This is a genomic window from Pragia fontium, assembly GCF_900638655.1.
Classification (GTDB): domain Bacteria; phylum Pseudomonadota; class Gammaproteobacteria; order Enterobacterales; family Enterobacteriaceae; genus Pragia; species Pragia fontium.
In genome coordinates this window covers 3,086,766-3,109,086 of the sequence record NZ_LR134531.1, presented here as the reverse complement: position 1 = coordinate 3,109,086, position 22,321 = coordinate 3,086,766, and the positions used below count along the sequence as shown (strand labels likewise).

At 43.6% G+C, this 22,321-nt stretch carries 16 protein-coding genes; 6 read left to right on the top strand and 10 right to left on the bottom strand.

What is annotated here, in order from left to right:
- Positions 1-235 precede the first annotated feature (235 nt).
- The 3 genes from EL341_RS13500 to EL341_RS13490 all read left to right on the top strand — a co-directional run bounded on the left by EL341_RS13500 (position 236) and on the right by EL341_RS13490 (position 5,123).
- Positions 236-3,517, top strand: coding sequence for an autotransporter outer membrane beta-barrel domain-containing protein (locus tag EL341_RS13500; protein WP_126468016.1), 3,282 nt, complete (start codon positions 236-238; stop codon positions 3,515-3,517).
- A 351-nt stretch (positions 3,518-3,868) separates the two neighbouring features.
- Positions 3,869-4,645: a tRNA pseudouridine(65) synthase TruC gene (gene truC, locus EL341_RS13495; protein ID WP_074821960.1), complete on the top strand. Its 777-nt coding sequence runs from the start codon at positions 3,869-3,871 to the stop codon at positions 4,643-4,645.
- A 28-nt stretch (positions 4,646-4,673) separates the two neighbouring features.
- Entirely contained in the window at positions 4,674-5,123 is a 450-nt protein-coding gene (locus EL341_RS13490) for a flavodoxin (RefSeq protein WP_074821964.1), read from the top strand.
- Positions 5,124-5,778: 655 nt separating this feature from the next.
- Here EL341_RS13490 and EL341_RS13485 read toward each other — a convergent pair.
- The 7 genes from EL341_RS13485 to EL341_RS13455 form a co-directional block, all read right to left on the bottom strand.
- On the bottom strand, positions 5,779-6,534 hold the full coding sequence (locus EL341_RS13485; protein ID WP_126468014.1) for a histidine phosphatase family protein: 756 nt from the start codon (positions 6,532-6,534) through the stop codon (positions 5,779-5,781).
- A 38-nt stretch (positions 6,535-6,572) separates the two neighbouring features.
- Entirely contained in the window at positions 6,573-7,901 is a 1,329-nt protein-coding gene (locus EL341_RS13480) for an OprD family outer membrane porin (RefSeq protein WP_074821970.1), read from the bottom strand.
- Positions 7,902-8,079: 178 nt separating this feature from the next.
- Entirely contained in the window at positions 8,080-8,985 is a 906-nt protein-coding gene (gene surE, locus EL341_RS13475; RefSeq protein ID WP_074821972.1) for a 5'/3'-nucleotidase SurE, read from the bottom strand.
- Between the two features lie 378 nt (positions 8,986-9,363).
- Positions 9,364-10,203, bottom strand: a complete 840-nt coding sequence (gene licT / locus EL341_RS13470; RefSeq protein ID WP_074821975.1) for a BglG family transcription antiterminator LicT — start codon at positions 10,201-10,203, stop codon at positions 9,364-9,366.
- A 313-nt stretch (positions 10,204-10,516) separates the two neighbouring features.
- Positions 10,517-11,917, bottom strand: a complete 1,401-nt coding sequence (locus EL341_RS13465) for a glycoside hydrolase family 1 protein (protein ID WP_074821977.1) — start codon at positions 11,915-11,917, stop codon at positions 10,517-10,519.
- A 50-nt stretch (positions 11,918-11,967) separates the two neighbouring features.
- Complete coding sequence (gene bglF / locus EL341_RS13460; RefSeq protein ID WP_074821980.1) at positions 11,968-13,875, bottom strand: PTS beta-glucoside transporter subunit IIABC; 1,908 nt, start codon at positions 13,873-13,875, stop codon at positions 11,968-11,970.
- A gap of 402 nt (positions 13,876-14,277) precedes the next feature.
- Positions 14,278-14,673, bottom strand: coding sequence for a DUF3461 family protein (locus EL341_RS13455; protein WP_047781789.1), 396 nt, complete (start codon positions 14,671-14,673; stop codon positions 14,278-14,280).
- Positions 14,674-14,941: 268 nt separating this feature from the next.
- Between EL341_RS13455 and EL341_RS13450 the strand changes: the two genes are divergently transcribed.
- From EL341_RS13450 to EL341_RS13440, 3 genes are all read left to right on the top strand, one after another.
- Complete coding sequence (locus EL341_RS13450; protein ID WP_074821983.1) at positions 14,942-15,322, top strand: hypothetical protein; 381 nt, start codon at positions 14,942-14,944, stop codon at positions 15,320-15,322.
- Positions 15,319-15,894, top strand: coding sequence for a hypothetical protein (locus EL341_RS13445; protein WP_083399651.1), 576 nt, complete (start codon positions 15,319-15,321; stop codon positions 15,892-15,894). The genes EL341_RS13450 and EL341_RS13445 overlap by 4 nt, the downstream gene beginning before the upstream one ends.
- Positions 15,895-16,173: 279 nt before the next feature.
- The gene (locus tag EL341_RS13440) at positions 16,174-17,118 is read left to right on the top strand and encodes an alpha/beta hydrolase (protein ID WP_047781787.1); all 945 of its coding nucleotides are present in this window, start codon (positions 16,174-16,176) and stop codon (positions 17,116-17,118) included.
- 67 nt (positions 17,119-17,185) lie between these two features.
- Here the strand turns inward: EL341_RS13440 and dapD are convergent, their stop codons facing one another.
- The 3 genes from dapD to map all read right to left on the bottom strand — a co-directional run bounded on the left by dapD (position 17,186) and on the right by map (position 22,063).
- A complete protein-coding gene (gene dapD / locus EL341_RS13435) occupies positions 17,186-18,010 on the bottom strand; it encodes a 2,3,4,5-tetrahydropyridine-2,6-dicarboxylate N-succinyltransferase (protein ID WP_074822065.1) in 825 nt (274 codons plus the stop codon).
- A 31-nt stretch (positions 18,011-18,041) separates the two neighbouring features.
- Entirely contained in the window at positions 18,042-20,717 is a 2,676-nt protein-coding gene (gene glnD, locus EL341_RS13430) for a bifunctional uridylyltransferase/uridylyl-removing protein GlnD (RefSeq protein ID WP_126468012.1), read from the bottom strand.
- Between the two features lie 551 nt (positions 20,718-21,268).
- Entirely contained in the window at positions 21,269-22,063 is a 795-nt protein-coding gene (gene map, locus EL341_RS13425) for a type I methionyl aminopeptidase (RefSeq protein WP_047781785.1), read from the bottom strand.
- Between the last annotated feature and the right edge of the window lie 258 nt (positions 22,064-22,321).

The following is a 22,321-nucleotide window of genomic DNA, read 5'->3' as shown; positions in this document are numbered from 1 at the left end:
TTATGCTTAATAACGCTACTGTTGTTTGTTGTTGGTTACATATTGTATTGATTTCATTGGATTTAAGTAACTTAATTTATAGGTATTGACGATCAGTTTTATAATGTCGATAGTTTTTGGCTATCATTATTTTGTTATCGATCGTTATTAACAATTTGATGATTTTTTAATTCGATTTTATTTTGCCTGCGATGTAGGTCTATATACCTCATCTATTGTGGCGGTTCTTTCTTATATGAAAAGAATTGATTTCAGTTCAATAACGTTAGTACGCACAATCACTGTTATTTATTTGCATAAGTTATTTGTCGCTAAAGGGAATGAAAAAATAATGAATAAGATATTCACATCGATTTACAGCCATTCTACGGGGCTATGTGTAGTTGCGTCTGAATTAGCAAAAGGGAAGAAGAAGTCTAATACGGTAATGAAATCGTTCTCAATAGCTACTGACAGGATCGAGCCAGCTTTAGAGCTTACCAATCCAATAAAATTTTTGTTAATTACAGCTTTAGCAACTTTGAGTGGTACGTCGGTAGCTGCGCCATGGGTGAATGCCATCGGAACAACTCAATATGTCACTTCCAATACCCACAGCAGCAGTTCGTCTGATGAATTTCTTTCAGCGGCAAGTGCGGGAACTATTGATGGGCGTGCACTATCAAGCCTACATCTTAAATATACGGGTTTATCTGGAATACATGGTGTTGTAGCAACGGGCGGAAGTAAAATTACTTTAGGCAATAACGTTATTTTTGATAATTTTCGGACTTCTCTTACTGATAGTCATTTAACGATAGGTAGTGATTTTCAGGCAAATAATCATCTCAACCAAATATTGCATCTCCTTGCTGTTTCTAACGGTTCCCTGACTCTGGGTGAACGCGCCACACTCGATGGTAAAGGACTTAAGCTGTCTGCTAGTAGTAATAGCAATATAATAGCGAATATTGGAGATGGCTTAATAATCAATAGTACAGCCCTTAATGCTCCTGCAATTGATATCTATACGGCCAACATTGATAGTGATTCTTATCATGTCACCATCGGTAAAAATGCGTATATCACGGGTGGTGGAGTTGGTGCTATAGGTAAAGGTGTTTTCACGATAGGTGAAGGGGCAACAATAATTGGAAATCATGGCCTACAGGGAGGCGTTTTTTATGCTGTCAGTGGTGCCAATACGAGTCTAAAAGATGCAACTCTAACGCACTTAACATCTGAATTAACGGGTGCTCCAAATACGGTTGCTGTTGCTGGCGTTCGGGGAGAAGGTACTGTTATGAACTTAGATAATGTTGTCATTAGTGCTCCGAACTCTGATCAAATAGCAGGCCTTCAAATCGCAAATATCGCGGGCGGAGGAAGTGGGCCTTTCGGCGCTACCATTAATATGAGAGGCGGAGAAATCAATACTGGCCTTGCTATAAGGTACAGTCATAGCTCTGCAACACCACCAGCACCAAATTCAGAGAATATTTATGGTAAGGATATCATTAATATAGTCAATACCGTTATTTCATCATCGCAACTGCTCTACATGCACTACATAGATTCAGATCCAAATGCGGTGAATTTATTTTTTGAATTGAATCTCAAAAACGTAGATGCTTCGCAAGTTACCGATGGCATCATTGTTGACCATTTTGCCGGTAATACAATGATTAATGTTGACTACGGCACGGTCATTGGTGGTGGGGCAATCAACAATGGTACTGGTGGCTTGAATATTAATGTTGATCACGGCTCCAGTTTGCAAGGCAATATAATCAATAACGGTGATGGTAATATCAGCGGTAGCATCGGTGGTGGTATTGTTGACGGTGGACTGACTAATAATGGTAATGGTCGAATTGATTTTGGTATCAACAATGGCGGTACTTTACGCGGTGACGTAATTAAAAATGGCAAAGGAAATATCAATCTGTCCATCAATGAGGGGGGGATCTGGAATGGTAATGGCCGCAACATCAATTTGTGGTTAAAAAATAACGCTATCTATCAAATGGCAAATGCTTCCTCCAGTTTTACCAGAGTCAAGATGGACAATAATAGTATCCTTGACTTTGGGCGGCCTGATATGACGATGGCCACCTTTGCTCGGAAAATCCCCTCTTCTCCATTTAAAACTTTCTTATCGATTAGTGATATGGCACAAACTGATGGGGGGCTTGCTAATATTCGAATGTCGACAGATTTAGGGCAGGGTAAAGGTGATTTAGTCTCGGTTAATGGTGCCATGACGGGGCGTTATTTGGTTGATGTTACTAACTACGGTGTGGGGCCCTCAGCACCAAACGAATCGTTGCGGATTATTCAAGGTGGCGTAGGCAGCAGCACGGAGGTGGCTTTAACGGGTAGTCAGTATCGGGATGCGGGCATGTATCGCTATCACTTAACTGCGGATAATTCAGGTACCGGCTATTGGTTAGTTAATGGTGATGGTACTGGTGCGTCCCACGGTGGCGGTGATGACGACACCATGAAGAGCGGTAATGCTTATAACCCTGATGGCTCTTTTAATAAGTTTATACCTGAGGATAGTTTCACACCAAACCCGCAAAAGATTAATCAGGTAAGTGACCTGGCTCGCACAATACAGAGCGCTTCTGTCGCTCAGACCATCGATTTATTAAATCAATCTCGTAACGTGGCGCAGCATATCGACGGCTTACGTCTGATGGGCATTAAAGGCGACCATGATGCTACGTTGTGGATTAATAACTTCTATACAAACACCGAAGTTAGTTCTGATGTAGTGGGGCATAAGTTCAAGATTAACACCAACGTGACCTATATTGGAGTAGATAAATCCTGGGATATTAGCGATAACAATACTCTGATTTCAGGCATCTTTACCGGTGTAGGGACTGCTAAGAATAAGTATTGTGTTAATAATAGTCACGGTGATTCAGATATCTACACGACCGGTATTTACGGCATGTATGTCCATAGCTCCGGTTTATTTGCGGATGTGGTGGCACAAGGGTATCGCCTTAAGACTCATGATGATGCTTATACTGAGCAAGGGACTAAAACGTCTTACGATATGAACAGCAATGCGGTGAGTTTAGGATTGGATATTGGTCAACGTTATGCCCTTCAGGACAGCTTCTATGTGGAACCATCGATTAAACTAGCTTATTTACGCAGTGGCAGTGCTAAGTTTAATACACGAGGAATCAGTCAGATTAAGGTGAAGAAAGAGTCTTCTGATGTGTTTCAGTATGGCTTAGGACTAAATATAGGTAAAACTATCACTACGAGTGCTTCTGATGCGTTTGTTCAGCCGTATTTAGATCTGACAGTATTAAAGCAAAACGTTAGTGGTGGGGACGTGAAGTCCAGTGGTACCACGATGAAGAGTGATTTAGATGGCTATCATTTTCAGTCTAATCTTGGTGTGAACTGGCAGATGAATAAAAACAATTCTGTCTTTACGGAAGTGAATACGGGCAGTGGTGATAAGTTCAGCAATGCCTTGGGTGTGGGCATTGGTTATCGCTATAGCTTCTGATAACGGGTATGACCGGTAGCTCGATCGTAATATAAGATCGTCTACCGGTATAATTAACTTAGTCTATTGTTGTTGATAGATCTATGCTCGATAAGTTTTCATCACTGATATTAAATGGGCGTGGCGATGTACATAAGGCGCTCTGAGATATTGAATACTCATAAAACATCGTTGCTTGAGTGACAAGGTGATTGATACTCGCCAATTTATCCCCCGCCGTCTCAGGTACCTCCCTATACACCAAGGCTGATGACTCGATGAAAATTTATGGGGCTTCAGTGAGTGCTGACGGTTATAATATAATAAACTAAGTTGGTTATCTGTATGATAAATATATAAAAGTAGGCTTTTATGATGATTTTGTATCAGGATGAACATCTGGTGGCGGTTAATAAGCCATCTGGCTGGTTAGTTCATCGCAGTTGGTTAGATCGCCATGAAAAAGTGGTCGTCATGCAGACGGTTCGCGATCAAATTGGCCAGCATGTATTTACCGTCCATCGGTTGGATCGGCCTACTTCCGGCGTATTGTTGATGGCGCTGTCCAGCGATGTAGCCAGGCAACTGTCACAGCAGTTTGAACAGCATCAGATTCAGAAAGTTTATCATGCAGTGGTTCGTGGCTACGTGACCGATTCCGGTACCATCGACCATGCATTAGTTGAACAGCTGGATAAAATCGCGGATAAGTTTGCTCAAGAGAATAAAGAGGCTCAGCCTGCTGTTAGCCACTATCGGGCGCTTTCGCAGGTGGAGGTGCCAATGGCGGTAGGGCGTTATGATACAGCCCGCTATAGCTTGGTCGAACTGATGCCACAAACCGGGCGCAAACATCAGTTACGTCGCCATATGAAGCATATTTTTCATCCCATTATTGGTGATAGCGCTCACGGTGACTTACGACATAACCGTGCGATTGCCGAGCATTTTGGCTGTCAGCGATTGATGCTACATGCCAGTCATCTATCCTTAACTCATCCAGTTACGGGTGAACCGTTGCTGATTTCGGCACCGTGGGAACAGCGTTGGCAAGATCTGATGACCGCGTTTGGATGGACTGAGCAATGCCCTGAATATAATGGGGTTGAAATTAATCCATCAATAACTCAGGATAGCTTGAAGCGTTAATTGGTTAAAAAATAGAGAGAATAAAAGCATGGCAAAAATAGGTATTTTTGTGGGTACCGTTTATGGTAATGCCCAGCTTGTTGCGGAACAAGCGCAAACCCTGTTACAGGAACAAGGGCATGACGTTGCTGTGTTTGATGAAGGAACGTTGGAGGACTGGACGGTTTATCTGCAGGACACGGTATTGGTTGTCACCTCAACCACCGGACAGGGGGATTTCCCGGACTCTATTGAATCGCTGTTTTATGATATTAAAGATTCTGTTGGTCATCAGCCGAAGCTACGCTATGGCGTTATTGCGCTAGGAGATAGTAGCTATGATAGCTTCTGCGGCGCGGGCAAACAGTTTGATGCGCTATTGCAGGAGCAAGGCGCAACTCGCCTTGGTGATGTGTTGATGATTGATGCGACAGAAGTGCCTGAACCTGAAGTCTTTGCTGCCGACTGGGTTCGCCAGTGGGGAATGTTGGTTAAATAATGGTTATCTGAAGCTGTAAGGGTATCGTCTCGATGGTGCTGAAAATCTGTTGGGGCGGCTTATTGATGGATAAAAAGGTCGAATTAAATTTGCAATACTTGCCAGTTAAACTTAATAACGGTGAAAGTTTCGTCCATTATCAGTACAGAGAATAAATTAACGTTAGTGGACGTGGCCGAGCAAAGGGCGTTAGGGCGAACGCCCTCTGCATTGAAGGCTCCCCAGAAAAATAAGCTTGAATTCTGACTATTATTTATACCGTCATCCCTGCGAAAGCGGGGATCTCGTTCTTAAGCCGAGTGTGGATATTAAGCTAAAACCTGGATTCCGGTTTTCACCGGAATGACGGAGAGGGAAGAGACATTTGTGATCATATTCTGACTGAGTTACTAATAAGATGGAACATATCGCTCACAAAACGCCTACTTTAATCCTTTGAATCCCTAAAGAAAAAATTTGCGGGGATTCCTCAGCCCTTTCCTGCGCTTCGCCCAGCATCCCTGCTGGACGTGTTTCCTCACTCAGTTGTCGGATGAATTCCAGCGCTCAATATAAAGGGCTAAAGATAAACTGCTCACCTTTTTTTAACTGTTCGGCATTATGCATTAAATCCGACCTTTTATTTGATGCTTCCTTTACCATTACAGCGTTATGGTCATTTTCCTTTCTCTACGTAGCTCATGTCATTAATGCTTTCGACAATAAATTTGCCGTCGCTGGTATAACGAATTTTGCTTACGCTGGCATTGGCCGGTGGTGTGTTGATTGGTTTATCGGTCATTTCGTTAAGCAGTGCTGAAATGGCGACACCATGAGAAACGATGAGCACATCTCCACCCCCTTGCTTTTGTGCTGATTCAGCGATGGTTTTTAATGAGGTTTTCATACGATCCCTGACGGTAACGTAATTCTCAGCCATATTGATGGTATCGACAGCGGCAATCGCATCGATCATTTTCGAAATATTCACTTTACCGGCAGAAAATTCGGCCATTAACGCGTCAGATGATGCGTATCCAAGGTGCTTGGCCGCCGGATTCCACATGTTAGGATCCAAGTCGCCCTCATAGATTCCAAAACAGCTTTCACGTAATCCGGGCATTTCGATAACTGGATTGGTTGTGTCACCTTGCGCATTTAATATCACTCTGGCGGTTTGTCTCGCTCTACCTAAGTCGCTTGAGTAAACCGCGATAAACGGTGTCCCTTTTAAGCCACGGCCTAGCTGTTGTGCGACATCAATACCGGCCTGAGTTAGCGGTGTGTCGGACCAGCCTTGGGCGCGATGTACCGTGTTAAACATGGTCTTTCCATGGCGAGTCAGATATATCGTGACTTCCGTGGCAAAAACGTTGGATATCGATAAGATAAACAGTATAAAAATCGTTAATGGTTTTAGTAATAATCTCATATCATCATTCCTTTATTTATTGCTTTAATTTATTTGGTTTAGAATAGGTTAAATTTATAATCGATAATGATTTCACCAGCCAGGTTGTGGGCTCGGCCTACGTCTCCGTTATATAAAGTGGGTGTTCTGTTTTTATGTTTATATGACCAGCCCGGGCCAAACATGGCAAAAATAGAGAGGTTTTTGAAGGTATTATCTTTGGGTATCCAGTGGCCAAATACGTTCACTTCTCCAGTTCTGACGGTATTACTTTTATAATCAAACTGTCCATAGTTCATTAATAATCCCATCTTGAGATCGGGGGTGACCAGATAGTCAGTTGCCGTTGACAGGGCCAGTTCACCGTCTCGCATGTAGTCGGAACCTGCTGAGGTCATCGCATTAAAGCGTCCGCGCATGTTCTTCGATACGTGGCGAGCGTAATAACCAATAGCGTTATTTTTTTCTGCACGAGTATAGGCAATCCCTAGCTTATTGCCCCATTTCTGCTGCTGCCACTTGGCATCGAAGGCATAGTGCCACGCGTGATTATCAAATTCCTTTCTACTGGCGGACATAGATTTATAATCATCTAAGGCATAAGTACCATAAATCTGGCTGCCAAGGGTGAGGTGTTGATTGGCACGGTAGGAGAGTTCCATTCCATGACGTCTGAGATAGTTATCTGCTTCACCATAGAAATAAGCGGCTGATAAATCTTTATCTTTATAGTTTAAGCCAGTAGAAATAATGTTATCAATAACACGGTTGTCTTTAGTGAGGAAGTGGACTTTATCCGGAGCATCGCGGTTGATCGAACTGGTCACATAGACCGCATCTAATGACAAATTCTCATAGCTAACTTGGCCGCTGTAGCCCAGATAACTATTTTGCGATAGACGATTGGAGGCGGTGAGGATCCCCGTATTTTTTATAATTTGCCAGCCACCTTTTGCATTGAATTTTAGATCGTCCAAAACATATTTTATTTTGACATAACGTTCGCCCATTTTATTGAATCCGGCGGCGTTACTTTTATCAAATCCGGGGCCATCATTATAAAGGAGTGATCGAGTTGAAAAATAATCACTGGCTGCGAGTTTGATGACACTGGTGTAGGTAGCATCAAAGCCAATAAAGTCAGCAAAATAGCCTGATTCAAATTTTAAAATAACATTTTGTCCCCAAGCCGAATGTACTTCTTTAGGCTGGGACTCATCTTCTTTTAAGTATTTCCAATAGTTTCGTGTTGATATATCTAATTTTGCATCCTGAAAGAACGGATTATTCGCCAGAGGACTAGCTGTATTATTTTTATCACTGCTAGTCGCGTTTGCCGTTAATGATATTAAGCTGGCTATTAGGCATGGTCCTATGATTTTTTTCATTTTTATCACCAAAATATAAACCTGATTCTTTAGAAAATAATAAAAATACCCGAAAGATTAACTTCCCTGTTAATAAAGAGTAATAACTTGAATAATTAAATTTTATAGGCAGACTCATTCAGCTTTAGTTTAAAAAGCCCCTAGTAATATGAGGCTTATTAATCCATCGTGAGCCCTTTTATTTATTACCTTTACCCGGGTGTTGTAGGTTTGGTGTATTTAATAGCTGCTCATAGTCGGGTTGAAATTTAAAGGCGTTCCAGTCACCATCAAAAATGGTGTAGGTAATATAGTCTTTATTTAACCAACCTGTATCGGTATCAGCCGAGCTTGGTTTTAAGACGTCGGCACTCATAATCTGTTGAGCTTTACCATCCGGTAAGAGCTTGTAGTAGTGTTGAGGAATTGGATTATATTCGTTCGGAATGTATTTTACGCCGGCGATTTTATCTTTAGGCTGAGCAGGATAGTTAATGCTTAGGCCAGAACCTTTTGGCAGAATTGGTGTGCCAGGTTTCCACTGTTTACTTAGGGTATCGACCATATCAACCACATAATCTACCGAGTCTGGCCAATATTTATGGGTGCTTGGCCAGCCGTTTTTCATTTCTTCATCGTTCAGAATATAGCCAATGCTTACTGCCAGAGCAGGGTAGCCATAGCGTACCGCACGAACGGCGGCACCCACTGTCCCCGAGTTAAGCTGGGCAACGCCGGTATTGGGGCCATCGTTAACACCGGAGATAACCAGATCCGGTGGGGTATCTTTGAGTACGCCAAGTACCCCGAAGTCCAGAGCATCAGCCGGCGTTCCTGGGAAACAGTAGTGTTTATCACCGAGCTTCTTAACATCAAATATTTTGTTTGGCTTGAAAGTAATAGCGGAACCAATACCGCTCTGGTTGGTACTTGGGGCGACAATCCAGACGTCGTAGCCTTTGGCCGCCAGTTTATGCTGTAGAGAAACGGTTCCTTCGGATTCACAGCCATCATCGTTGACGATAAGTATGCGAGGTGATTGAGCGGCCATGGCTGATGCACTCAGGGAGAGTGCCAGTGCACTGAAGATTAAGCGATGTTTCATGATGTTCTCCATTTATCAGAATAATTGTTCATTTGCTTTCAATGAGTGGAAAATATGTCTGTATTACAAAAATTATTTGGATGATTAATGAAGTTCGGACTTGTTGTTTTCATATTAACCACCCTTTTTTCAAGCAAAAAAAAACCTAAACCACTGACCAATTCATCATAAAGATAAATAAATTCGATCAGTGGTTTAGGTTTTGCCTGAAGACAGTAACAATCCTAAATTCGAGGTTCAGACTAGCATACGGCGTATTTCAGTCAATATGGTGTTACATTTTTATATGGCTTTTGTGACGGTGGTTGCATATTAATTAGGTCGATATTTCTTATGGCTGAAAAATATTAAATATAGCTGGGAAATCTAATTACCATGTTAACTATTGGCTTCGCTCCGAACTCTCTCAATATGGATAGTCAGAAATAGCATCTCTTCCTTAGTTAATTCATGCTGGTAATGTTTTTTCAAATGTTGGCTAATTTTTTGCGTGCAGATATAGGACTTAACATATTTATCCTTAATGACATCATGCAATGATTCATCTTCACTGCTGACATAATTGTTATTCATCATACGTTGAGCAAAAAATTTCAAATGTGTGACAAATCGGTGATAGCTGAGTGCCTGCTCGTTATAGTCCAAATTAAAATGGTACTTAACGATTTGCATGATTTCCTGCATTATTTTGGTCATGTTAATCACATTAGAGATATCATCATTTAACTGAGCATTAATGATATGCAGGGTGATAAAGCCGGCTTCATCTTCGGGCAGTTTTACGTTAAGCCGTTTTTCTATGATATTTAATGCTTCCAGACCAATAGCAAACTCTTTAGGATACAGGTGTTTGGTTTCCCACAGCAGACCATTTTTGATATCCAACCCTTTTTTGTGGCGCTCAATCGCAAAATTGATGTGATCGGTCAGGGAGATATAAATACTGGAATGCAATTCAGTGGGCAGGTTTTGTTGAGCATAGCGGATAATTTTCTCGCTGGTGGTCATAATCTCCGCAGGGATTTCAGCCAGTAGCTTCTCAAGATGAGAGGTGATTTCTTGGTTTTTAACTGAGAAAACCTTTTCTATCAGCGTTTTATCTAATGCATCACCGGCCTTCTTTTTAAAGCCCAGCCCACGCCCCATGACAACGAGCTCATCGCCGTTCTCATCAGAAACGATCACAACATTATTGTTTAATATTTTATCAATATTCATAAAAACCCTGAAAATAAAAAAACCTGACCACCGCAGATAAAACGGTTGTCAGGTTTTGCCTGCATTTCGCAGTAACAATCCTGTGATGGTCATTATGATACGTATTGAATCAATATCATCAAACTGTTTTATGTCGGGCTTGGCGGCAGATCACAAATCTGTATTTCTATTACTGTGTACTGAAGGTCTGCCGATTGTGCATCGTTGTCATATTAGTGACGCTGGACAAGTTGGCCGAGGGCCAACTTGAACCGTTAGGGCGAGCCTTATTCAGGGTAGCTGTTTTAAACAGCTTGTCTGTTTATAGCTAGGCTCACTTTTTCAAGGCTTTTCCATTACTGCTAATCACCGATTGATACCAGTGGAAGCTTTTCTTACGTCGTCTTTCTAAACTACCCTCACCGTTATCATTACGGTCAACGTAAATAAAACCGTAGCGTTTTGACATTTCAGCACTGGATGCGCTGACTAAATCGATCGGCCCCCAACTGGTATAGCCCATGACGTCAACGCCATCTTTAATTGCTTCCCCAACCTGAACTAAATGATCGTTTAAGTATTGAATCCGGTAATCGTCATTGATATTTCCTTCGGTATCAGGCAAGTCTTTGGCACCGAGACCGTTTTCAACAATAAATAATGGTTTCTGATAGCGGTCATATAGAACGTTGAGTAAATAGCGTAAACCCTGCGGATCAACCTGCCATCCCCATTCAGAGCTTGGTAGATAAGGGTTTGGAACCATACTGAGAATATTTCCTTTGGCGGTGCTTAGCGTTTCATCGGTGGTGGCGCATCCACTCATGTAGTAGCTAAAGGAGATAAAATCGACGGTGTTTTGTAGCCACTGCTTATCTTCATCGGTAATAGTGATGCTGATATTATTTTCCTGAAAATAGCGTTGCATATAGCCTGGATAGCGCCCTCTGACCTGAACATCGCCAAAGAATAGCCAACTGTTATTTTCATGATGGGCTTTTAGTACGTCCTCAGGTTTGCAGGTTAATGGGTAGACAATACCACCGAGCAGCATATTGCCGATTTTGGCATCAGGAATAATGTCCCGACAGGCTTTCACTGCTTTGGCGCTGGCAACTAGCTGATGATGAATGGCCTGATAGATTTCACTTTTACTGCTGTCTGGTGGAAGCCCAACGCCGGTGAAAGGCGCGTGTAATGACATATTGATTTCATTGAAGGTCAGCCAATGTTTTACCTTGTCTTTATAACGGGTAAATACGGTTTTGGCGTAGTTTTCAAAAAAGTCGATTAGCTGACGATTTCCCCAGCCGCCGTAGTTTTTGATCAGTCCATAGGGCATTTCATAATGAGAAAGGGTAATCAGCGGTTCGATGTTATATTTTTTCATTTCATCAAACAGTCGATCGTAAAATGCCAGACCGCTTTCATTCGGCTGTTGTTCATCGCCGTTGGGAAAGATACGCGTCCAGGCAATTGAGGTTCTTAAACATTTAAAGCCCATTTCAGCAAACAGCGCGATATCTTCCGGATAACGATGATAAAAGTCGATGGCCATATCTTTAATGTAGACGTTTTCATTATCGCTGTTACGTTCAACGGTAGGGCCAAAGATCCCTTGAGGCTGTAAGTCGGAGCTGGATAGCCCCTTATTATCCGTTAGATAAGCCCCTTCGACCTGATTGGCTGCCGTTGCGCCACCCCATAAAAACGTATCGGGAAATGCTTGGTTCATGTTCGTTCTCCTTATCGTATTATCGCGATATTGATTGAAATCTGTCTGCATTAGCTCAGGAGCGTGATTAATGGCTCTTGCGCATTGATGTTGGTTTGCTGTGATTCAATAACGGCAATGTAGTCATCGCTGTTGGTAATAATAATCGGGGTGGTTAAATCGAACCCGGCCTGACGAATTTCGTCCATATCAAACGTGAGTAACAGGTCGCCTTTTTTAACCGTTGAACCGCTATCCACATGGGCATAAAAGAATTTTCCGTCCAATTTGACCGTATCAATGCCCACATGGATCAGTATTTCCGTTCCTTCGTTTGAAACAATCCCGATGGCATGTTTGGTTCTAAATAATGATTCTACCGTACCGTCAACCGGGGAAATGACTTGTCCTACGTTAGGAAGAATGGCGACGCCTTTTCCCATCAATTCGCTGGCAAAGGTTGGATCGTTAACGCTGGTCAATGGCATCACACTGCCGCTCATTGGGCTGAAAATTATCATGTTTTTATGCGATGAAGTGGATGCCGGTGTTTTCTCTGGCAATACGGACACCGTGGTCTCGACGCTATTTTCCTGCGCTTTGTTATTTTTAACGCCAAAGAAGTAGGTCGCGACAGCGGCAAAAGTCACCGAAGTTAAGGTACCAATAATCGCTCCCCAAACCGTGTTGTTAATACCAGTATCAGGAATAATTTGGGCAAAACTGAATATGCTCACCAGACCAAACGAATATACTGCCGTGTTAAACGAACCAATGATGGCTCCGCCAATGGCACCACCGATACAGCCAAAAATAAAGGGACGCTTATTGGGTAAGGTGACCCCATAGACTGCAGGTTCAGTGATACCAAACATACCTGCGGTGACCGCTGAACCGGCCAGCGTTTTCATTTTCATATCTTTGGTGCGTAGCATCACACCGAGGCTGGCACCAACTTGACCAAATACCGCCGGAATTAGCAAAGGCATCATAGTGTCTTTATGGTGAGTAGCCAGATTATTGAGCATCAGTGGAATAAAACCCCAATGCAGGCCAAATATCACCAAGACCTGCCACAGTGCACCAATAAACGCGCCAGCAATTATCGGATTAAGGGTATAGATAGTGAGATAGCCATCAGCAAGCAACTGGCTCACCCAAGTGGCAACCGGGCCAATAAGCAAAAAAGTTAGCGGAACGGTAATTGCCAGACAGAAAAATGGGGTGACCAGATTGCGAAACGAGCTGTGAAATATTTTGTTGAACTGGCGCTCCAGAATGCTGCATATCCAAGCGGCAAAAATAATCGGTATCACTGAATTGCTATAGTTAATTAGCATGATAGGGATACCGAAGAAGTCGAGAGAAACCGCTCCCGGCTGTTGAGCGCCAGAGAGGGCCTGTAAAATTGTCGGATGGATCAGTGCCCCACCGATGACCATGGTGATGAAAGGGTTGGTGCCAAATTTTTTACCGGCGGTATAACCTAATACGATGGGTAAAAAGTAGAACAATGCATCGCCGGCGGCATATAAAATTTTATAGCTGCCTTCAGTTGTCGACATGATTTTCAGGGCAACCAACAGTGCCAGCAAACCTTTTAAAATACCTGCGGCAGCCATGGCACCAAGTACCGGGGTAAAGATCCCGGAGACAATATCAATAAAGGCATTAAGCAGGTTGGCCTTTTTATTGTCGTTTTCTGAGTTATCTGATGAGGTGGATTCATCGGTAAATCCAGCGACCTGATTAATTGCTTTAAAAATATCGGCTACGTTATTGCCAACGACCACCTGAAACTGGCCGCCACTTTCTACCACCATAATGATATCTGGGTGCTGTTTAAGGAATTCCGCGTCAGCACGTTTATGGTCATTAAGCTTAAAACGTAGTCTGGTTGCGCAGTGGACCAGACTGGCTACGTTATTTTTTCCACCAACGCCTTTGATTATGTCTTTGGCCAGTTGTTCGTATTTCATTGGGCTATCCTTTACCTTTGTCGTCGACAAAGAACGTCGTTACCTGCTGGAAGCCGATCGGTACGCGATGTTTCGGCGGCGAGCGGCTTTTTATGGACAAAAAAAAACCTAAACCTCTGAGCGTTTTGGTCGCAAATGCGATAAAACATCAGAGGTTTAGGTTTTGCCTGCGTGACTTGCAGTAACAATCCTAGGGCGTGCTACAACCATGGCAGACTAACATTCTGGCTGTGAATGTTAAAGGGCATGTAAATACCGGACGTTAACTTTGTGACAAAGTTAACAGTTCATACGGTAAAAGGTGAGCGATAGAAAGTCGACGATAATGGCATGATTAAGTTGAGATATTTATCCCCCAGACCATGGGATTAGGGGGATAGGTAAGGCATCACCGGTATTGAACTATTTATTCTTTGCGGTCAGTTTTTCCAGATCGGCTTCGATCTCTGAGATTTTATGAGTGACTACCTGCTCAAGGTGGCGCAGGTCAGAAAGAATTTTCTTTTTCAGATCGACTTCAATCCGTTCACCATGGCAAATCAGATCCAGCTCTTCGATAACATAGCGAAGGTTTGGGCTAATTTCATGAACTTCTTTATAGGACTTTTCAGCGCCTGGATTGGCTAAAATGGTTTTACGCTGGCGTGGATATTTGAATTTAACGCTTTTGGCAAAAAACTCGCCTTTTTCCTTACGAAAATAGATTTTCAGTATGTCGTTACTGGCTTCCTGACGCAGACTATAGCGATCAATCTGTTTTGGATTAGTAATGCCCAGACTTGTGAGGTTATCGTACATAACAATACCTTCCTGATTGATTAAGCCGTTAAGGTGAAAAAACAATAAACTGGCGGTTAAGAGATCACCATGATTGTCTTACTTTATTGAGCACCATAAGATGCAGTTTATTCATTATAGATATAATGATTAGTTAGTCATTATAGCAGTTGATAGGCAGGGCAGGAGAAACCTGGGAGACAATATGCTGATAGGGCTGACGGGAATGATAAAACACAGGATTGGAAAATATCGGTTATATTTTGATTGTGATTAACAAGGGACAGAAATGAAAAACAAGCTGCGTAAAATTCAGGTAGACGACATCTCTTTCTTCTGGCGGGTACTGTGGGATCAGGATGCAGCCAACGGAGATTTTCTATTTTTACGAGTATGGATTGCCGGGCATAAGGTGAAGCCGTGGATTACTGTTCATTATCAATATCATAACCCATGGTTTTTTTATGGTGAGATCATCACTATGCCTGAGTCGGAGCGGCAAAGCCATTTTCAGCTTAATGCTTTGATGCCTAAGCAAGTGGCCGGGATTATACGATCTGCTATGACGTGGTTGGCAGAAGAGTATGCCGATTCACTGAAAATTGAAAACGTACATTTCCATGTTGATAGAGAAGGTCAATTGCATCGGGGGCTATCGAAACACGCATGAACAGAGAACAGGCAAGCGTATTGGTTAAGCTGTTAGCGGCGAAAGGCGTTCACTTTGCTAAAGGGTTATCCGATGAAGAAGTGATCGCCATTCAGTGTGATTTTAAGATATTGTTTCCAGCGGATCTTCGGTTGTTCCTGCAAACGGCTTTACCAATATCAAATAAATTTGTTAACTGGCGTGAGGGGTTAAACTCTAAGTCTAAAGAGGATGAGATCCAAAAACGTCTTAACTGGCCATTAGAAGGGATGCTGTTTGATATTGATGCTAATGGTTTTTGGCTGGACGAGTGGGGTGAAAGGCCGGAAAGTTTTGCACAGCAGAAAGTGATAGTTGAACAGCATTATCAGCACTGGCCTAAACTCATTCCTGTTTATTCCCATCGCTATATACCCTCCACACCTTATGAAGAGGGGAACCCGATATTATCGGTGTATCAGACAGATATTATCTATTATGGCTATGATTTAGCTGACTATTTCTCTCGTGAATTTGGCTTTATATTGCCAACGATCTTTCAGGTTCCTGAACAGCCAAAAGCAATTGCGTTTTGGGATAACTTTTTAGCTTAGCGTCAATGTACTGCTAACACTCCCGCGATAACATGAAGAGCGCTAACCCTTTCTGGGCGCTTTCCCCAGAATTATTACGATCTAAAATTTTTTAAAAATCTGATTTATTTAATTTTCATATCGACACTTGTTTTACATGCGCGATTATTCAATATTAAATCATTTATTTGCTTGGGTTTAAAAATAAATGGCCTGAAAATTAGACGATATTTTGCCCCATTAATATACTGTATATCCAAACAGGTGCTTGGTTATTTAATAATAATATCAGGGGATTATATGAGTTATAAATTTCAGGCAGCATGGAAACAGATTCAACAATTTTTACCAAAAGAGCTACAGCTTGGGGAAGGTGATTTACCTCAGGAAGAATGGTGGGAATGGCGCAAACATAGTATCCATTTAGATTGTTATCGTAATCCATCGGCCCCAGCTAAAGTGATTCTATTCCACGGTGTTGGGACGAATGGTCGACAAATGACCACAATTTTAGGTGCGCCATTAGCTAAGCTAGGATATGAAACTATCGCGATTGATATGCCGGAGTATGGTGTGACTAAAGTGGCTCCTGGGGCGTTAGTTACTTATGACGATTGGGTACAGGCTGGGTGTGATCTGATCAATGCTGAATTAGCCAAGGATAATCGCCCAATCGTATTGTATGGTTTAAGTGCAGGTGGAATGCTTGCTTATCATGTTGCTGCCAAAAGTAAAAAAGTGAAGGGTATTGTCGGCATGACATTCTTGGATCAGAACGTGCAGCAGGTGAGGGATGAGACATCATTTAATCGGCTAAAAAGTCGTCTTGGTATTCCGATTACCGGTATCTTTGGCAATACCATCTTTGGACGGATTCGTTTTCCAATGAGTCTGGCGAGTAAAATGTATGCTTTAGTGAATAATACTAAGGCGTTAACCACCTGCCTTGCGGATAAAACGTCGGCGGGAAAATGGGTAACGGTAAAATTCCTCAGTTCATATATGTATTATAAGCCAGTTGTAGAACCAGAACAGTTTACCGTTTGTCCCATTTTATTAACACAACCTGCGGAAGACCGCTGGACCCCGATTCATCTCAGTGAAATTTTCTTAAAGCGAATCAGGAAAGTGCCAGTGAATAAAGTGATGTTAAAAAATGCGGGTCACTATCCACTTGAACAACCGGGATTAACTCAGTTACGTGATGCAACCAGAGATTTTATTAATAAATGCTGTAATTTATAATATTGCTGGATGATATTGATGTAAGCCTAACTAGCGTTAGGCTTTTTTATGGGGCTAAGAGATGGGGTTAGTCGATAGTCCGCAGTAATTCATTGATACCCACTTTACCGCGAGTTTTTGCATCAACTTTTTTCACAATAACCGCGCAGTACAGGCTGTATTTACCATCTTTGGACGGTAAGTTACCTGACACTACAACCGAGCCAGCAGGTACGCGACCATAGTGGATTTCACCAGTTTCGCGATCGTAAATCCGAGTACTTTGACCAAGATAAACGCCCATCGAAATAACCGAACCTTCCTCAACAATAACCCCTTCAACTACTTCTGAACGAGCACCGATAAAGCAGTTATCTTCAATGATGGTTGGGTTAGCCTGAAGCGGCTCTAATACGCCACCGATACCAACGCCCCCGGACAGGTGAACGTTTTTACCAATTTGGGCACAGGAACCAACGGTGGCCCAAGTATCGACCATAGAGCCTTCATCAACATAGGCACCGATGTTGACATAAGAAGGCATCAATACGGTATTACGGGCAATAAAAGCCCCTTGACGAACACTAGCCGGAGGCACTACGCGAAAGCCTTCACGCTGGAAGCGCGCTTCATCGTAGTCGGCAAATTTCATTGGGACTTTATCAAAATAGCGGGCTTCCGCACCGTCCATAACGACATTGTCATTAATACGGAAAGAGAGCAGAACGGCTTTTTTCAGCCACTGATGCGTAACCCACTCACCGTTAATTTTTTCGGCTACCCGTAATGCTCCGCTGTCCAATTTAGCAATAGTTTGCTGAACGGCTTCACGAAGTACGGTATCTGCATTGGCCGGAGTAATCTCGGCGCGGCGCTCGAAAGCGGTTTCTATAACGGCTTGTAACTGCTGCATCATGTTATGTCCTGATGTATTGAATGATATTTTAATTGGGCCCATATTTATCCGTTGGATTCAGGGTTTCTGTCAACCTTTGTTTCAAAATTTCGCAAATCTCAGAAGATAGTGCCGTACGTTCACCGTTTGTGAGAATGAATAAGTCTTCAACTCGTTCTCCAATGGTCGAGATGCGCGCACTGTGCAACGACAGGCCTAAATCAGCGAAGACTTCACCGACTCTGGCCAGCAGGCCGGGGCGGTCAAGGGCAGTGAGTTCCATATAAGTGCGTCTATCACTATGGCCGAGTAAAAAGTTAACGTGGGTTGGCACGTTAAAATGGCGTAGCTTGGAGGATAGCATGCGTGGTTGTGGACGTTGATAAACTGGCTGAGTCAGTGCATGTTCCAGGCCCGTGCGGATATCCTGATGGCGATCTGGCGTTAGCGGTTTACCGTTGGGCTCCAACACAATAAAGCTGTCCATTGCCATATCATCGCGATTGGTAAAAATTTGAGCGTCGTGAACGCTGAGGTTGCGGCGATCCAGTTCGCCAACGGCGGCGGCAAACAGATAAGGGCGATCGTGACTATAGATGAAGATTTCCGTTCCGCCTCTGTTTGGTAATGGGCTGATCAGCACCAATGGCTTATCCGATTTATGATTCACCAGAGAACGGGCATGCCAAGCCAGTTGATTGGGGGAGTTACGCAGAAAGTAATCGGCCCGACAGCGGCTCCAGATAGCGTGAAGGGCGGCTTCGTCGATATTTTCTCTGCGTAATAGCGCCAATGCTTGTGCGCGATGATGGCGAACGCGCTCCCTAAGATCTGGTCGATATTGCATACCGCGGCGTAGCTGTTTTTCAGTCGCAAAATAGAGTTCACGCAGCAGGCTCTGTTTCCAGCTATTCCACAGAGGTTCATTGGTGGCGCAGATATCCGCTACCGTCAGGCAGATCAGGTAATGTAGTCTGGTTTCGCTTTGGACTTCAGCGGCGAACTGCTGAATCACTTCCGGGTCTTGGATATCACGGCGTTGGGCGGTGACGGACATCAGCAGGTGTTGTCGGACTAACCAACTGACCAACTCAGCCTCATTGGAATTAAAGTCATGAAGTTCGGCGAAGGCTTTTGCATCTTCTGCGCCGAGAATAGAGTGGTCTCCGCCGCGGCCTTTAGCGATATCGTGGAATAGGGCGGCCATCAGTAGCAGAGACTGTTTAGGCAGTCGAGGATAGAGCTCTACGCATAAGGGATGTGCCTGCCGGGTCTGTTCATCGGCAAAGCTTTCCAGTTTCAGTAATACCCGAATGGTATGTTCATCCACCGTATAAACGTGGAATAAATCGAACTGCATTTGACCGACAATGTTTCCCCATTGGGGCATGTAGGCGGCCAAGACGCTATGGCGATGCATAGGAATAATGGCCCGTCTTACCGCGCCAGGATGGCGTAAAATCGCCATAAATAGCTGGCGAGCTTCAGGTAGGTCACATAACGGTTGAGTTAAGTGACGACGGGCATAACGTAAATGACGCAAGGTAGTGGAATAAATGCCTTTGATTTCGGGATTGATCGCCAACTGATAGAACAGGCTAAGAATGGTTTCCGGTTGCTCAATAAACAGATTAGGTTCACGCAGATCAATCAACTGTCCGCGCAGTTGAAAGCGCTCATTGATGATTTGAGGTTTGTCAGATTCATCGACGGCCAGAATCGCTTCATCAAATAGTTGTAGCAGCATCTGGTTGAGCTCTGCTACGCGGCGAGTGACCCGGTAGTAGTCTTTCATCATACGTTCTATTGGCTGGTTACCTTCGCCCTGATAGCCCAAGAGGGTCGCAACGTTTAACTGACGGTCGAATAGCAGGCGGTTGTCGTAGCGAGGCAGAATCAGGTGTAGAGCGAAGCGGATACGCCAGAGAAACTGCTGGCACTCATCCAGTTCGGCACATTCTGCTGGCGTTAGAAAACCGAAACTGACCATTTCATCCAGCGATGTAGCGCCAAAGTGACGGCGCGCTACCCACAGCAGAGTGTGAATGTCCCGTAGTCCACCGGGACTGGCTTTTATATCCGGCTCAAGGTTATAGCTGGTACCGTGATAGCGCTTATGACGTTCGTCCTGCTCCTGACATTTGGTGTGGAAAAAACGGTCTGAAGGCCAGATGTCTTGACTGAAGATGTGCTTTTGTAGTGAGAGAAATAGCGCAACATCGCCACAAATTAGTCGAGACTCAATCAGGTTGGTGGCTACCGTTAGATCGGCAATGCTTTCTTCCAGACATTGCTCCAGCGTTCTGACGCTGTGTCCGACTTCTAGTTTTAAATCCCACAACAGCGTGATGATTTCACCAATGCTCTGAGACTGACTTTCGCTTAATGGCTGGCTACTCAGAATAAGAATATCAATATCAGACAGGGGATGAAGTTCACTTCGTCCGTAACCACCAACGGCAATCAGCGCTAAACCACTACGGTTGGCCAGCCCTTTGGCGGTTGGTTTGATAAAGCCATAATGTAACCAAAGCCGCTGTAGCAGGTGATCAGTATAGTCAGAGCGGGCTTTGATGAGTTCTTCAACCGCCACGCCGGACTCGAATGATTGTCGTAACCAAGTCTGAAAATCTTCCAGAGCCTGCCGTAAAAAGGGCAGAGTAAGCTCACTGTGACTAAAACAGGAAGGGTCGCAGGGTTTCTTCAGCAAAGTGGGTTGTGACATAGTGGCTCGTGCCTTCTGGTTTCAGACTGCTCAATAAAAATGTTCGATTTTAGACACCAACGGATTTTTCCAGTGGAACTGTACTTAAGCTACCTGTAAATGAATCAATTCGCCAGAGTAAAGCGATTGTTGGGGAGTTGGTAATGAGGGAAAGGGATACAAAATGGCTAATTATCTCGTCATTCCGCTGAAAACCAGAGCGCGCAGCCGCAGGCGTAGCAAACATTCGCATAGTGAATAATTTGGGGTTTAGCTTAATGGTAACGCTTGGCTTAAGGACGAGATCCCCGCTTTTGCGGGGATGACGGTATAAGTTGGTTGAAAATATTATCGTCATTCTGGTGAAAACCAGAACGCGTAGCTGCAGGCGTAGCAAACATTCGCATAGTGAATAATTTGGGGTTTAGCTCAATGGTAACGTTTGGCTTAAGGACGAGATCCCCGCTTTTGCGGGGATAACAACATAATAGGTGACGATATGATGGATGACGACATCATGGGGAATCGCGCAATTGATGACGGCGTAATTATTACGGGGAGACTGTAATCAATTAACTTTCCGGCGTCAGAATCGCTTCGATAGTGTCATCTTTACGCAGCGTAAGAATCTCACAACCGGTATCGGTGACGGCAATCATATGCTCATACTGAGCTGACAGGCTGCGGTCTTTAGTTTTTACCGTCCAGCCATCTTTCATGGTACGAATACGATAATCGCCAGCGTTAACCATTGGTTCTACGGTAAAGGTCATACCTGTTTGTAGCACAACGCCGCCATCATCCGCATCATAGTGAAGAACCTGTGGTTCTTCGTGGAATCCTTCGCCAATGCCATGACCGCAGTACTCTCTGACTACTGAGAAGCCCTGAGCTTCAACATATTGCTGGATGGCTTTACCCAAGGTACGCAGGCGGATGCCCGGCTTAATCATCCGTAAAGCTAAATAGAGGCTTTCTTGAGTTACGCGACACAGACGTTCGCCTAAAATTGTTGCTTGGCCGACAAAAAACATTTTGGAGGTATCGCCGTGAAAGCCATCTTTGATAACGGTCACGTCGATATTAACAATATCACCGTCCTTCAGCTTTTTATCTTCGCTGGGAATACCGTGACACACCACTTCATTCACGGAGATGCAAACGGATTTTGGAAAACCGTGATAGCCCAAGCAAGCGGAAATTGCTTGTTGAGTATTGGTAATGTATTCATGGCAGATACGATCGAGTTCACCAGTTGTTACACCTGGTTTGACGTAAGGTTCGATCATTTCCAGCACTTCAGCGGCCAGACGGCCAGCAACGCGCATTTTCGCAATGTCTTCAGGGGTTTTGATTGATATAGCCATATAAAAGTGTCCGTTAATGATAGGTGTCAGTATGGGACAGCGACACGCCAAAGGTGGTGCCACAACTGACAACGATAATCAATTCAATATCGGGATATGGTATCAGTCCTACACGAAGAGAGCCAAATTTATCATCTGCCAGACGGGATGAGATTAAAAGGTGTTTGCGGGATTGAAAAATAAAAAATCAGCAGTCAAAAAAATAAATTGACTTTTTCTGTTTTTCTTGTAAATTAAGAAGGTTTGCGCGTCGTCTTT

What these genes read in the sequence shown, in the direction of transcription:
- EL341_RS13500 (WP_126468016.1), top strand. Translation starts at nt 236, where the DNA reads ATGAAAAGAATTGATTTCAGTTCAATAACGTTAGTACGCACAATCACT.
- truC (WP_074821960.1), top strand. Translation starts at nt 3,869, where the DNA reads ATGATGATTTTGTATCAGGATGAACATCTGGTGGCGGTTAATAAGCCA.
- EL341_RS13490 (WP_074821964.1), top strand. Translation starts at nt 4,674, where the DNA reads ATGGCAAAAATAGGTATTTTTGTGGGTACCGTTTATGGTAATGCCCAG.
- EL341_RS13485 (WP_126468014.1), bottom strand. Translation starts at nt 6,534, where the DNA reads ATGAGATTATTACTAAAACCATTAACGATTTTTATACTGTTTATCTTA.
- EL341_RS13480 (WP_074821970.1), bottom strand. Translation starts at nt 7,901, where the DNA reads ATGAAAAAAATCATAGGACCATGCCTAATAGCCAGCTTAATATCATTA.
- surE (WP_074821972.1), bottom strand. Translation starts at nt 8,985, where the DNA reads ATGAAACATCGCTTAATCTTCAGTGCACTGGCACTCTCCCTGAGTGCA.
- licT (WP_074821975.1), bottom strand. Translation starts at nt 10,203, where the DNA reads ATGAATATTGATAAAATATTAAACAATAATGTTGTGATCGTTTCTGAT.
- EL341_RS13465 (WP_074821977.1), bottom strand. Translation starts at nt 11,917, where the DNA reads ATGAACCAAGCATTTCCCGATACGTTTTTATGGGGTGGCGCAACGGCA.
- bglF (WP_074821980.1), bottom strand. Translation starts at nt 13,875, where the DNA reads ATGAAATACGAACAACTGGCCAAAGACATAATCAAAGGCGTTGGTGGA.
- EL341_RS13455 (WP_047781789.1), bottom strand. Translation starts at nt 14,673, where the DNA reads ATGTACGATAACCTCACAAGTCTGGGCATTACTAATCCAAAACAGATT.
- EL341_RS13450 (WP_074821983.1), top strand. Translation starts at nt 14,942, where the DNA reads ATGAAAAACAAGCTGCGTAAAATTCAGGTAGACGACATCTCTTTCTTC.
- EL341_RS13445 (WP_083399651.1), top strand. Translation starts at nt 15,319, where the DNA reads ATGAACAGAGAACAGGCAAGCGTATTGGTTAAGCTGTTAGCGGCGAAA.
- EL341_RS13440 (WP_047781787.1), top strand. Translation starts at nt 16,174, where the DNA reads ATGAGTTATAAATTTCAGGCAGCATGGAAACAGATTCAACAATTTTTA.
- dapD (WP_074822065.1), bottom strand. Translation starts at nt 18,010, where the DNA reads ATGCAGCAGTTACAAGCCGTTATAGAAACCGCTTTCGAGCGCCGCGCC.
- glnD (WP_126468012.1), bottom strand. Translation starts at nt 20,717, where the DNA reads ATGTCACAACCCACTTTGCTGAAGAAACCCTGCGACCCTTCCTGTTTT.
- map (WP_047781785.1), bottom strand. Translation starts at nt 22,063, where the DNA reads ATGGCTATATCAATCAAAACCCCTGAAGACATTGCGAAAATGCGCGTT.